The organism is Companilactobacillus futsaii JCM 17355 (assembly GCF_001435505.1).
GTDB classification, from domain to species: domain Bacteria; phylum Bacillota; class Bacilli; order Lactobacillales; family Lactobacillaceae; genus Companilactobacillus; species Companilactobacillus futsaii.
Genome location: NZ_AZDO01000139.1, coordinates 36,976 through 50,501, shown reverse-complemented (window position 1 = coordinate 50,501; position 13,526 = coordinate 36,976). Strand labels below are relative to the sequence as shown.

Below are 13,526 nucleotides of genomic sequence, written 5' to 3'. Positions count from 1 at the left end.
CCATGACTTTAGAAGTAAAAGAACTGACCGGAGGGTACGGTCAAGTATCAGTATTGAAAAAAGAAACCTTCACAGTTGAAAGTGGTCAAGTTGTCGGCTTGATTGGTTTGAATGGTGCTGGTAAATCAACAACTATCAAGCATATCATTGGCTTGTTGAACCCACGCGGTGGACAAATTTTGATCGATGGCATTAGTCTACATGACGATGTAGAAAAATATCGTAAAAAAATTGCCTATGTGCCGGAAATGCCAATTCTTTATCCGGAATTGACTCTAAGAGAGCATATTGATTTAACGATTATGGCCTATGACCTTGATCGAGATAAAACGTGGGAAAACGCGAATAAGCTGTTAAAAACTTTCCGCTTGGATAACAAACTGGATTGGTTCCCACAGAATTTCTCTAAAGGTATGAAACAAAAGGTTATGATCGTTTGTGCCTTTATGACCGATGCTAGTTTATTTATTATTGATGAACCATTTACAGGACTTGATCCGTTGGCAGTCAATGATTTGTTAAATATCGTTGAAACTAAGAAAAAAGCAGGCTGTTCAGTTTTGATGTCAACTCACGTGTTAGCTACTGTGCAAAACCATGCCGATAAGTTCGTTTTGATTAATCACGGACAAGTGCGTGCTGATGGTACTTTGGATCAATTAAAGGCTAAATTCAACATGCAAAAAGATTCTAATCTTGATGATATTTATCTCAAGATGTCAAATGAGGATCTCTAATGTTAAAACTTTGGAATGAAAGATTAAGAAGACATCAACTTAATCAATTCAAATATCTTAGATTGATTTTTAACGATAATTTTGTGTTAGCGTTTATTGTTTTGATTGGTGCACTGGGCTTTTGGTACTCCAATTTATTAGGTACCATCAATGGACCAATTATTTTGGGTAAACCGATTGTAATATTATTGCTGTTTTTAGCTGTTCAAGTTGGTGGAATTGCCACTTTGTTAGAAGATCCAGATAGTACCTTTTTGCTAGTAAAAGAAAAAGAATTTTATAAATATTTTAGAGCAGCTAAAAAGTACAGCGTTTTTGTACCAATCGTCACGTTAATGTTAGTTAATTTCTTGTTGTCAGCCTTTGCATCTCGTGCAGGTGGCATGAAAATAATAGACATTGTTGTTTTAGCAATCGGATTAATTATTTATAAATTAGGATTTTTAAATGTCAATATGATGGAACTATACGGTCAAGCTAAATTTGGTAATACGAGTATGCGTTTGGTTTCTAATTTATTGCTGCTGATTTCATTAATAGTTTCAACTTATTTCTTTAGTTGGTTGATGTTTATTGTGGGTATTATTTATTATCTTTATTTAAACGCTCGTACAAAAACGCTAGAAACAAGTGGACAATTACAGTGGAAATATGCGATTGAAACTGAGAATCAACGAATGTTTCGTATCAAACGCTTCTATAACTTGTTTACTGATGTGCCTGGTGTTAATAGTAAAATCAAGCGCCGTAAATGGTTGGATGGCTTGTATAATTCAATCAAACCGGTTAATGGCAATACTTATTTGTACTTATTTGCTAGAGGTTTTGTTAGAAATAACGAGTATATTGGATTATTCTTGCGTTTAACGATTATTCAAGCTATTATGTTGGCTTTGATTGATAGTTTTTATATCTCGCTAGTAGTAGAAATGTTATTTATTTATTTAGTTGGATTCCAATTAAAACCTTACTTTAAAGAAGTTATGCAAAATTTAATGCAACGACTTTATCCCATCAGTAGTAAGACTAAGATCAAAGACTTTACAAAACTAAGCACTTTTATCCTTTTGATTCAGTGGATCATCAGCGCATTAGCAGTATTATATAAGTTTGGGTTTAGTATCAATAGTGTGATTATCATCGTGGCTGGTTTAGCAGTCTTGTTCTTCGTCAACTATTTCTACATGCCAAGACAATTAAAAAAATATTTAGATTAATGGAGTAATTATTTATGCGTTTAAGAAACAAACCTTGGGCTAAGGACATGATCAATGACAACCTAGACCTAATTTCGATTCAACCGGAAAACATGCCTGGCAAATGGCAATCTCGCTTTGAAAAGGAGCAACCTTTATTTATCGAAGTAGGTTCAGGTAAGGGAAGATTCATCACTGAATTAGCCAAGCAAAATCCTCAAAACAACTATATTGGGATGGAAGTACAAGAAGGTGCTATTGCCTTGCTACTAAAAAAACAAGTTGAGTTAAAATTACCCAACTTGCAATTATTACTAGCTAATGGTGCTGATTTGTCAGAATATTTCGCTGAAAATGAAGTATCAGGAGTTTACTTAAATTTCTCTGATCCATGGCCAAAGACTCGTCATGAAAAACGTCGTTTAACTTATAAGTCATTCTTAAAACAATACCAATACATTTTAAAAGACGATGGCAGTTTGAAATTCAAGACTGATAATCAAGGCTTGTTCGAATATTCTTTGATCAGTATGAATAATTTTGGGATGAAGTTTGATGAAATCTCATTAGATCTTCACAACGATGAAATACTCAATCAAAACAATATTGAAACTGAATATGAAGAAAAGTTCTCAAAAAAAGGCTTCAGGATCAATTACCTGAAAGCCCATTTCTAGAATTTAGTTTTATTAATTAATTTATTGTACTTTTTTGATGTTAAGTAATTCGCCAGTCAATGCATCAGCGATGAAGTGATATTGGGCAACATCGAAGTCATCCATTGTTGTCACGCCACCAACGATTCCCCAAGTGGCACGACCGTTAACATCTACTCTTTGGTAGAATGGTTCGACCCATGAACCGATGACTTTACTATCTTCGCCCAAAACGGACTTAACTTTGTCAATAATTTTCTCGCTATCTAGATGGTGTTTTACTAAGACTGTTGCGGCTGCTCCGGCAGCTAGTACAGTACCAGCAACGATTAATGAACCGATACCTTTTTTACTCATAAGAATCACTCCTTGATTTCGATTTACTGATATATTACCACTATTATATATCATTCTTGGGTCTAAGAGCACTTAATTGACCGTTTAACAAATAAAAAGTATCTTATTTATGAGGTGAATAAAATGAAAGCATTTGAAGACTATAATGAAAAAGATTGGCATAAAGTAACTGCAGAAGGAAAATACATTCTGTTTTTCTACGCTGACTGGTGCCCAGATTGCAAATTTATCGAACCAAAACTTCCAGAACTAGAAAAAGAATACTCAGATTTTGATTGGATTGGTTTTAATCGTGATAATAACATGGAAATTGCTCAAGAATTAGGAATTATGGGCATTCCTAGCTTTGTTGTTATTGAAAATGGCAAAGAAATTGGTAGACTAGTAAATAAAGATCGAAAAACTAAAGAAGAAGTTGAGACCTTTATTAACAGTGTCATTAACAAATAATTAATCAAGTGAGGGAAAAAACTTGCTATTAAGCTTTTATAATCCAGATGTTTTAGGGGATGTCTTGATCGTTGAAACACAAGAAGATGTGGCAACTCAAGACACTACTCAAAAAGATAATGTAGTACGAATTTTTAACGAAGAAAATGACCAAGCAATTGGTTTTAATTTCTTTGACCTTGGAGAAAAACTTGGAATTCAAAATGAATCCGGTCAAGTCTTTCTCGATGAAAAACAAGTGGCTATCTTAAATGATGCCCTTGTTGCAGCAGGTTTTTCTGATAAGTTGGAAGCTGACAATAGTCCAAAATTTGTAATCGGACATGTCGATACAATCAAAGAACATCCTGATTCAGACCATTTGCACATTACACAGACTGATGTAGGCTTAGATAAGCCGGTTCAAATCGTTTGTGGTGCACCAAACATTGATCAAGGACAATTAGTCGTTGTTGCTTTGCCCGGTGCCGTAATGCCTACTGGTGCCGAAATTTGGCCTGGTGAATTACGTGGTGTAGATAGTTTTGGAATGATTTGTTCTGCTCGAGAATTAGGTATTCCTAATGCACCACAAAAGCGTGGAATTTTAGTGCTTGATGAGGGTAAAGCTGGACAAGCATTTGATTTTGAAGCAGCAAAGAATTTGTTCGATTAGATTAGGAGCTATTATGGAAAATACAGTCTATCATTTTGTTGGAATTAAAGGAACAGGAATGAGCGCTTTGGCACTTATTTTTAAAGACCTCGGATATGAAGTTCAAGGATCAGATATTGATAAATATACATTTACTCAACGTGGGCTTGAACAAGCTGGAATCAAGATTTTGTCTTTTGATGAAGAAAACATTCATGAAGGTTTGACAATAGTTAAAGGAAATGCTTTTAACGACGATCAAGTAGAAATTAGAAAAGCTAAGGATCTTCATTTACCAGTTATCACTTATCCTGAATTAGTTGGTAAGTTAGTTTCAGAATATACTTCAATTGGAATCGCCGGTTCTCATGGTAAGACAAGTACTACTGGTTTATTAGCACATACTTTAAGCGGTATTGCTAAGACATCTTATTTAATCGGTGATGGTACTGGTAAGGGAATCAAAGATGCTAAGTTTTTTGTTTTCGAAGCTGATGAATATCGTCGTCATTTCTTAGCTTATTCACCAGATTACTTAATTATCACCAACATTGATTTTGATCATCCAGACTACTTCTTTGGTGGAATCAATGATGTTGTCGATGCCTTCGAATCTGAAGCTAGAAAAACTAAGAAAGGTATTTTCATTTGGGGTGAAGACAAGCACGCCAAATCAATCAAAGCTGATACACCAATCTATACTTATGGTTTGAATGAATCAGATTACATTCGCGCTACAAACATCAAACGTACCGTTAAAGGTTCATCATTTGATGTTTCTATCAATGGTGAAAATATTGGTAACTTCCAAGTTCCACTATTTGGTGAACACAATGTTTTGAACTCATTAGCCGTTATTGGTGTTGGTCATATGGAAAAACTTGACCACTCTTTGATTAACCGTGAACTACAAACTTTCAGTGGAGTTAAGAGACGTTTCAGTGAAAAGAAAATTGCTGATCAAGTTATCATCGATGACTACGCTCACCACCCACAAGAAATCAAAGCAACGATTGATGCTGCTAGACAAAAGTATCCAGACAAAAAGATTATCGCGGTCTTCCAACCACATACTTATACGAGAACTTTGGCCTTGATGGATGATTTTGCTAAATCACTAGATTTGGCAGATGAAGTTTACTTGACTAATATCTTTGGTTCAATTCGTGAAGCACATGGTGATATTACAAGTAAAGATCTCGGCAATAAGATTCATAAGGGTGGTAATGTTCTAACACTTGATGACATGTCACCATTATTGGAATATCACAATACAGTAATGATATTCATGGGTGCCGGTGATGTTCAAAAATATGAAACAGCTTATGAGCAATTGCTAAGTACACTAAATCCTAATCAACAATAATAAAAAATCCTTCAATTCGAAAATCTGAATTGAAGGATTTTTTAGAGTAATTTTAAGAAGACTGAGGCGATGATGACTGAAGCAACAGATACGGTCGCAAAGCCACCAACTAACATTTTAGGTAGAATTTTTTCAGTTAAATATGCTTCTTCATCGGGATCCTTTGCAATCGTGTGGCAAACTTCAGTAGTCAAAATAAAATCGGCTGGGAAGCCAAAGAGTGCAGTTAATGAACAAGCAAAAGCCATTTCACGACTCATTCCAAAGGGTTTAGCTAGAATAAATGAGGCAATGAACATTCCCAAAATCCCTAATAAAATTAGGACGACTATTTGTAAAATGATTTTTCCAATAATTTGTGGAGTAGTTAGGCTTAGTTGAGAAAAGATATAAGCTAGTAAACCATACATCAACCAATTAAAAACCTTAGCTTTATTTAAAGCATCCGTTTCCAAGAATCCTACTTGATGAGCGATAACACCAAAGACTAGACAAATTACGTTGGCATTGATGATATTGTGAGTTAATACTCCAACCCAATTTGCTAAAAGTGCTATTAATGCAACCCTAGCAATAATAAAAATTGGACTTTGATATCTAGTAGGTAAATTGATCATTAATTTTTGTAGCTTTTCTGAGGTTTGATGTTGCTGAACAATTTTGACAGCCTCAGAATTTGGATTATCTTTTTGCTTTCGATAAATTTTCGTTAATCGAAGACCTTCTTTTCGTAAAAGGACTGAAGTCAATGGATAACCAATCATTGAATGCATAATAAACATTGAAACTGGCAAAGCTACTAAAGTAGTGATTCCGGCAGCTTTTAAACCATTAGTCATCAATAAAGCAGCAACAATACCGCCTGTTAGTGGAGGAACAGCAGCTATAACTGTTTTCCAATTGAAAAAAATTGAACCAACAGTTAAAGTTAGAGCTAAAGTTCCAACAACACCAAGCAAGGCGATGCAGACGGCTTTCCATTGTTTGAATAATTCTTTTAAATTCATTAGTGTTCCCATTTGAACTAGTAATAGCGACATGGCAACGCCGACAAATTGAGTGGTATATGAGGCTTGCGGAACGACATTTTTGGGAAGAATCGTCCAGTAGCCGATGGTAAAGAGTACGGCTGTAATAAAAATCGAAGGAACAAAAGCTTTTGTGGCAGCTGATACCCATTCACCAATCAATAAGAAAATCATAATTATGGTAAATGAAAGTAAATAGGTCATATTATTTCCTCCTGCAAGAATTTTTATTTAAATTCTTACCACAAAATTTATGTTTTTTTGAGTAATAAATCAATCAAAGAACTATTTATATTACAAAAAGTACAATTATGAATAAAATAATTTAATTATTTTGACAATCAAAATTACAGAACATAAACTCAAGGCAATAAAGTTCAGGAGGCATATGATTATGCAAACTTTATATAAAAATTTTAACTTATTTGATGGTTTGAAACCGGAAATCCAAAAAGATGTTTGGTTTATTGTTGATAGCGAATCTGGAGAAATTGTTAAGTTAGGTTTTAATGATGCACCAGATTGTGAGAAGGTTGTCGATTTAAAGGGTAAGTATGTCATGCCAGGTTTGATCAACTCCCACGTTCACTTAATGATGAATCCAATTACTAATAAATTGGAATACTTGTCTGAGGCTGAAGTTACCTTTACAGCTTTGAATAATTTAAAGGAAGCCTTAAAGGCCGGTGTAACTTATGTTAGAGATTGTGGCTGTGCTTTTGATGTGGATATTAAATTGCGTCGCTTGCAAGAAGAAGGTCAACTTGGTGGAACCGAGATCGTACCTTCAGGACGGCCAATGTGTATCACTGGTGGACATGCTGACTTTACCGAAGGCATTGATGGCGAAACTACTTGGGGTCATTTAGTCGATTCATCTGATGAGATGCGCCATGCGGTTCGTCGTCAATTTAAATTAGGAGCAAAAAATATTAAAGTTATGGCAACTGGTGGCGTCATGTCCGCAACCGATCAAATCGATGATACTGAATTTTCAGTTGATGAATTGAAGACTGCCGTTGCTGAAGCTCATACAAAGCATATGACTGTTGCTGCACATGCTGAAGGTACTCAAGGGATTCACAATGCTATTATTGCTGGCGTCGATTCAGTTGAACACGGATGCTTGATTTCTGATGATGATATTGATTTGATAAAAGAAAAAGAAATTTACCTAACTCCAACCGTCATTGCAAGTTACACTATCCCAACTTATGGTGAAGGTAAATTGCCATCATACATGGTTGATAAAGCCAGAAGTTTTTTGGATAAATTTTACGCTCGTATGAAAGTTGTTAATAAGGCTGGCGTCAAATTGGCTTTTGGTACTGATGCGGGAACTCCATTTAATCGTTTTGCCGATACATCAAAGGAATTGGAATTGTTGACTAAAGTTGGAGCCAGCAATGCTGAAGTCTTATTGGCAGCTACTAAAAATAGTGCTCATTTATTGAGAATCGATGACAAGTATGGTTCCATTCAAGAAGGCAAGATTGCTGACTTTCTAGTACTTGATCATGATCCACTAGCTGATGTTAAAGCAGTTCAACAAGTTGATAAAGGTGTTTATAAAAAAGGTGTTAAGGTTTATTAATTTCAGGAGATAGTATTCTATTTCACAAAAAAAGCAGGAATATCCAGTAGGATATTTCTGCTTTTTGATATTAAAGTAATTTTAAGAATACAGAAGCAATAATAACTGAAGCAACTGATACAGTGGCAAATCCACCAACTAACATTTTGGGAAGTATGTTAGCTGTTAAGTAAGCCTCTTCACCTTCATCTATAGCAACACTGTGGCAAACTTCGGTTGTAAGAATAAAATCGGCTGGAAAACCGAATAGCGCAGTTAATGAACATGCAAAAGCCATATTTTTGCTCATACCGAAAGGCTTAGCGAGTGCAAATGAAGCTAGGAACATTCCGAAAATTCCAAGGACGATTAAGACTAAAATTTGAATAATAATTCCACCAATAATTTTTGGTGTAGTCATACTTAGTTGGGAGAAGATATATGCTAAAAGACCATACATTAACCAATTAAATACTTTTGCCTTATCCAAAGCGCTATCTTCAAGGAAACCGACCTGATGAGCAATAACACCAAATATTAAGCAAATAACATTGGCATTGATAACGCCGTTCATTAGACCTGCAACCCAATTACTAAGCAATGCTATTAAAGCAACACGTACGATAATGAAAACAGGAGTTTGATATTGGGTAGGAAGATTGAAGACCGGTTTCTTTTGTTCTTCTACGACTTTTTCCTGATTAATCATTTTGGAAACATCGGAATTAGGATTATCTTTTTGGCTTTGGTAAATTCCAGCGAGGCGATGTCCCTCTTTTCTGAGCAATAGTGATGTCAATGGATAACCGACCATAGAATGCATAATATACATAGAAACTGGTAGGGCAACTAAAGTAGAGATTCCAGCTGCTTTTAATCCATCCGTCATTAATAACGCGGCTACAAGACCACCAGTTAGTGGTGGGATAGCGGCAACAACAGTGTGCCAATCAAAAATGAAAGTTCCAACTATTAATGTGAAAATCAAAGTCCCGGCAACGCCTAATAAAGCGATACAAACGGCTTTCCATTGATCCAATAATTCTTTTAAATTCATCAAGGTTCCTAAATGAACTAATAACATTGAGACACCAACGCCTATGAATTGAGTATTAAAAGATGCTTGCGAAACAATGTCTTTGGGCAAGATAGTCCAAAAACCGACAGCAAAACATACCGCAGTAATAAAAATTGATGGGATGAAAGCCTTAGTTGCAGCTGAAACCCAATCCCCGATTAACATAAAGACCATAACAATTGTAAAAGCAATCAGATAATTCATAAGCATCCTCCTAAAAATTAAAAAATTATTAGAAATAAATTTAATCTTTTTTTATTTACATGTCAAATTTATTTTGGATAATATGGCATATTGCTGTATAAACATTGGGTTAATCAAGAAGAAATACAGCTAAGAATATTATTAGATATTTTAATCAAAATATTGACAATTATTAGAATCAATCTTAGAATTTGGTCATTAATCTTTAGGAGGCATTGCTATGACGCAAACTTTATATAAAAATTTCAAATTATTTGATGGAAATGAATTTAAGATTCAAGAAGATGCTTGGTTCGTTGTTGATAATGAATCGGGTAAGATTGCAAAATTGGGATTTAAAGAATCACCTGATATGGAGAATGCGGTCGATTTAAAGAATAAGTATGTAATGCCTGGATTGGTAAATGCTCATACACACATTATGATGAATCCACAAACTAATAAATTGAACTACCTTTCAGAAGCAGAAGTAACATTTACTGCATTGAAAAACTTGAAGGAACTATTGAAGTCTGGGGTTACATATGTGAGAGATTGTGGGTGTGCTTTTGATGTTGATATTAAATTAAGTCGTTTACAAAATGAGGGACAATTGGATGGAACCGAAATCATGCCTTCTGGACGTCCCATGAGTATGACAGGTGGACATGGTGATTTTACTGAAGGACTAGACGGAGAAACCACTTGGGGTAATTTGGTTGATTCTCAAGATGAAATGAGAAAAGCGGTTAGAAGAGAATTCAAATTGGGAGCAAAAAATATTAAGGTCATGGCTACTGGTGGTGTTATGTCAGCAACTGATCAAATCGATGACACAGAATTAACGGAGGAAGAAATAGCAACTGCTGTTGAAGAAGCACATTCAAAGCATATGACTGTAGCTGCTCATGCTGAAGGTGCTAATGGAATTCATAACGCCGTTGTTGCTGGAGTTGATTCAATTGAACATGCTTCTTACATTACCGATGAAGATATCGAACAAGTATTGAAAAAAGGAATTTATGTTTCACCAACTTTGATTGCAGCGTATACGATTCCAGAATATGGTGAAGGGAAATTGCCACAATATATGCTTGATAAAGCCAATGCATTTATTAAAGATTTTTACGAAAGAATTGGTGCTTGCGTTAAAGCTGGAGTTAAATTGACTCTTGGAACTGATGCTGGAACACCATTCAATGGATTCAAGGATACAGCAAAAGAATTAGAATTGTTGACTACAGTCGGTGCCACAAATGAACAAGCTCTATCAGCATCAGTCAATAGTGCCAAATTGATGGGAATCGATGACGAGTATGGAACTTTGGAAGTTGGTAAAGTAGCTGACTTTTTGGTTCTTGATAATGATCCTGTTGCAGATGTAAAAGCAGTTCAACAAGTCGATAAAGAGGTATACAAAAAAGGCGTAAAGGCATTTTAGAAAGGATTTTTAAATATGACAAAAACATTCATCCATTTAAATTTATTTAATGGTATTGATAATAAAATATATGAAGATAGTTATTTAACAGTTGACGATGAGGGGAAAATCGTTGCTAAAGGTACAGGTGTCCCAGAAGACGATAGCAAAAAAATTGATTTACATGGAAAATATGTGATGCCGGGTTTAATAAATGCGCATACTCACATTATGATGAATCCTCAAACAAATAAACTTGAATTTTTATCAGAAGCTGAAGTTACATTTACAGCTCTGAAAAATTTGGATACTTTATTGCACGCCGGTGTCACCTATATTAGAGATTGCGGTTGTCCTTTTGATGTTGATATTAAGTTAAAGAGACTTCAAGAAGCAGGTCAATTAGGAGGAACTGAGATTGTTGCTTCTGGACGTCCAATGACAATGACCGGTGGACATGGTGACTTTAAAGAAGGTTTAGATGGTAATGTTACTTGGGGGCATCTAGTTGATTCCCCAGATGAAATGAGAAAAGCAGTTCGTCAAGAGTTCAAGATGGGGGCAAAAAATATTAAGGTCATGGCTACCGGTGGTGTTATGTCATCAACTGACCAAGTGGATGATACTGAACTTACCGAAAAAGAAATTCATGTAGCAGTGCAAGAAGCGCATACTAAACACATGACAGTTGCTTCTCATGCTCAAGGAAATAATGGTATTCAAATTTCTTTGGACGCTGGGGTAGATTCAATTGAACACGGAATTTATGTTGATGAAAAGCAAGCTGATTTTATGAAAGAACATAATGTCTTTTTAGTACCGACCTTGAATGCTTGTGCAGGTATTGATAAGTATGGTGTTGGTAAGATTCCAGACTACATGATTAAAAAGAATGATCTTGTCAAAAGGGATTTCTTCCAGAATGTAGGGATGGCTTTAAAGAAGGGCGTTAAAGTAGTCGTTGGAACAGATGCCGGAACTCCATTTAACAGTTTTGAAACAGGAACTACCGACGAATTAGAATTAATTGTTGGTTTAGGAGTTAGTCCATATCAAGCCTTATTAGGTACAACCCAATATGCTGCCGAATTGTTAGGGATTACTGATAATTATGGTAGTTTAGAGGTTGATAAGATGGCCGACTTTTTAGTCTTAGATAATAATCCGTTGGAAGATATAAAATCAGTTTCTCAACCTGACAAATCAATCTATAAAAAAGGTGTTTTGGTAAAATAAATCTATTTCCCTAGAAATAATAAGTTGATTTGTTTATAATAAACAACATAAATAAACCAAGTAAAGGCTATGACAGAGCAGATTGTCATAGCTTTTTTTACGGTTTGAGAAGAGGTATTGGTTTGGAAGATTCTGTATCAACACGAGTAAAATTATCGATATTAGCAGTTGGGTTATTGTCATTTACAGGAATTTTAATTGAAACTTCAATGAATGTCACTTTTCCAACATTAACGAAGGAATTGAATGTTTCTTTAGGTACGGTTCAATGGTTAACGACAGGTTATTTATTGTTGACTACGATTGTTATGAGTACGACCGCATACGTATTAAAGAAATTTCATCCTTTGAAAATTTTTATTTTTGCGGCAGCGCTTTGTTTAGTTGGCTCCTTAGTTTGCTTTATGGCACCTAATTTTCCGATTTTGATGGCTGGTAGATTGCTTCAAGCAGTGGCAACTGGATTGTCGACACCATTAATGTTTAATTTGATTTTTGAAGAAATTCCACCTACAAAACTAGGTCTATACACAGGTTTAGCGGGAGTTGTTATTTCATTAGCTCCTGCACTTGGTCCAACATATGGTGGTATTATCAATCGTTTGTGGACTTGGAGAGAAATTTTTGTTGGAGTTTTTCCATTAATTATTATTTTATTCGTTATTGGTTGGTTTACCATTCGGGGCAAAGCTTATGGTACAGAAGGAATTTCCTTTGATTACTTAAGCGTTATTGGTTTAGCAATTGTTTTTTCATTTATTCTATTTACTTTTGATCAAGCGGGTAGTCATGGATGGCTATCGAGCCGATTCCTATTGTGGGTAATTATTTCGGCAATTATCGTTGTCATTTTTGCTCGCTATAATCAAAAGAGTCAAAGACAATTGATTGACTTTTCAATTTTGAAATTACCAGTTTTAAGATTAAGATTGTTTGGTTATTTCAGTTTACAATTTATCAATATTGGATTATCTTTTGTTTTGCCAATTTTTGCTCAAACAGCTCTAAAACTAGATTCCGCTCAAGCTGGATTGATGCTTTTGCCAGGTTCACTTTTGGGAGCAATCGTAGGTCCTATCGCCGGTCATTTGTATGATAAAAAAGGTGCTACTTTTCCTTTGATGATCAGTGGAGTCCTTTTGACGAGTGGATCATTATTGTTTTGGTTTCAGAGTGAAAAACTTACGTTATTGAGCATAACTTTGATTTATATTGTAGTTAGATTAGGTTTCAACTTTGGCTTTGGACCATCGTTGTCTGATGGGAGTATGCAAGTTCAGGGACGCAAAAAATCTGATCAAAATTCCTTGTTTAGTATGATGCAACAATACGCTGGTTCTCTTGGGACAAATGTGTTGTCAGTCGTTATTTCTGCGGTAGCTTTAACTAGTGGTACTAAGAATGAAGTACTAAATACAGTTTTAGGAACAAAAACAGATTTTGTCTTGTTAACAGTATTGTCATTATGCGTTTTGGTATCAGTGATTTATGTCTATTATCGTTATGAAAAAGAAAATTAATTAATCAAAGTCCTTTGAAATGAATCAGGACTTTTTTAGTTGTTCGTAAACTGTTACAACAACTCTGTATTTGTTAAAATAGAGATAGTTAA

13 protein-coding genes are annotated in these 13,526 nt (G+C 35.0%); 10 read left to right on the top strand and 3 right to left on the bottom strand.

Features of this window, described 5'->3' with window-relative positions; translation table 11 throughout:
- The first annotated feature begins 2 nt into the window (after window positions 1-2).
- Genes FC88_RS10805 through trmB form a run of 3 tightly spaced genes read left to right on the top strand, consistent with a single transcriptional unit; the run spans window position 3 to window position 2,610 of the window.
- On the top strand, window positions 3-737 hold the full coding sequence (locus tag FC88_RS10805) for an ABC transporter ATP-binding protein (protein ID WP_057815518.1): 735 nt from the start codon (window positions 3-5) through the stop codon (window positions 735-737).
- A complete protein-coding gene (locus FC88_RS10800) occupies window positions 737-1,954 on the top strand; it encodes an ABC transporter permease (RefSeq protein ID WP_057815516.1) in 1,218 nt (405 codons plus the stop codon). Before FC88_RS10805 ends, FC88_RS10800 begins: the two co-directional genes overlap by 1 nt.
- Before the next feature lie 14 nt (window positions 1,955-1,968).
- Complete coding sequence (gene trmB / locus FC88_RS10795; protein ID WP_057815513.1) at window positions 1,969-2,610, top strand: tRNA (guanosine(46)-N7)-methyltransferase TrmB; 642 nt, start codon at window positions 1,969-1,971, stop codon at window positions 2,608-2,610.
- A 21-nt stretch (window positions 2,611-2,631) separates the two neighbouring features.
- On the opposite strand, the gene FC88_RS10790 is transcribed toward trmB, so the two are convergent.
- Window positions 2,632-2,946: a hypothetical protein gene (locus tag FC88_RS10790; RefSeq protein WP_010019335.1), complete on the bottom strand. Its 315-nt coding sequence runs from the start codon at window positions 2,944-2,946 to the stop codon at window positions 2,632-2,634.
- A gap of 123 nt (window positions 2,947-3,069) precedes the next feature.
- Here FC88_RS10790 and FC88_RS10785 point away from each other — a divergent pair, with 123 nt between their 5' ends.
- From FC88_RS10785 to murC, 3 genes are read left to right on the top strand one after another with little or no spacing between them, the layout of a single operon-like run.
- Window positions 3,070-3,396 carry a thioredoxin family protein gene (locus FC88_RS10785; RefSeq protein ID WP_057815511.1) on the top strand — a complete coding sequence of 109 codons (327 nt, stop codon included), beginning with the start codon at window positions 3,070-3,072 and terminating at the stop codon, window positions 3,394-3,396.
- Between the two features lie 22 nt (window positions 3,397-3,418).
- Window positions 3,419-4,051, top strand: coding sequence for a YtpR family tRNA-binding protein (gene ytpR / locus FC88_RS10780; protein WP_057815509.1), 633 nt, complete (start codon window positions 3,419-3,421; stop codon window positions 4,049-4,051).
- Window positions 4,052-4,064: 13 nt separating this feature from the next.
- On the top strand, window positions 4,065-5,396 hold the full coding sequence (gene murC / locus FC88_RS10775) for a UDP-N-acetylmuramate--L-alanine ligase (protein WP_057815507.1): 1,332 nt from the start codon (window positions 4,065-4,067) through the stop codon (window positions 5,394-5,396).
- 41 nt (window positions 5,397-5,437) lie between these two features.
- Here the strand turns inward: murC and FC88_RS10770 are convergent, their stop codons facing one another.
- Entirely contained in the window at window positions 5,438-6,628 is a 1,191-nt protein-coding gene (locus tag FC88_RS10770; protein WP_057815506.1) for a hypothetical protein, read from the bottom strand.
- 190 nt (window positions 6,629-6,818) lie between these two features.
- Between FC88_RS10770 and FC88_RS10765 the strand changes: the two genes are divergently transcribed.
- Window positions 6,819-8,018, top strand: coding sequence for a metal-dependent hydrolase family protein (locus FC88_RS10765; protein WP_057815504.1), 1,200 nt, complete (start codon window positions 6,819-6,821; stop codon window positions 8,016-8,018).
- A 70-nt stretch (window positions 8,019-8,088) separates the two neighbouring features.
- On the opposite strand, the gene FC88_RS10760 is transcribed toward FC88_RS10765, so the two are convergent.
- The gene (locus FC88_RS10760; RefSeq protein ID WP_057815502.1) at window positions 8,089-9,279 is read right to left on the bottom strand and encodes a hypothetical protein; all 1,191 of its coding nucleotides are present in this window, start codon (window positions 9,277-9,279) and stop codon (window positions 8,089-8,091) included.
- Window positions 9,280-9,499: 220 nt separating this feature from the next.
- On the opposite strand from FC88_RS10760, the gene FC88_RS10755 reads away from it, so the two are divergent.
- The 3 genes from FC88_RS10755 to FC88_RS10745 all read left to right on the top strand — a co-directional run bounded on the left by FC88_RS10755 (window position 9,500) and on the right by FC88_RS10745 (window position 13,434).
- Complete coding sequence (locus tag FC88_RS10755; protein ID WP_057815500.1) at window positions 9,500-10,699, top strand: metal-dependent hydrolase family protein; 1,200 nt, start codon at window positions 9,500-9,502, stop codon at window positions 10,697-10,699.
- Between the two features lie 15 nt (window positions 10,700-10,714).
- Entirely contained in the window at window positions 10,715-11,914 is a 1,200-nt protein-coding gene (locus FC88_RS10750) for a metal-dependent hydrolase family protein (RefSeq protein ID WP_057815498.1), read from the top strand.
- Window positions 11,915-12,030: 116 nt separating this feature from the next.
- Window positions 12,031-13,434: an MFS transporter gene (locus FC88_RS10745; RefSeq protein WP_420838808.1), complete on the top strand. Its 1,404-nt coding sequence runs from the start codon at window positions 12,031-12,033 to the stop codon at window positions 13,432-13,434.
- Window positions 13,435-13,526 lie beyond the last annotated feature (92 nt).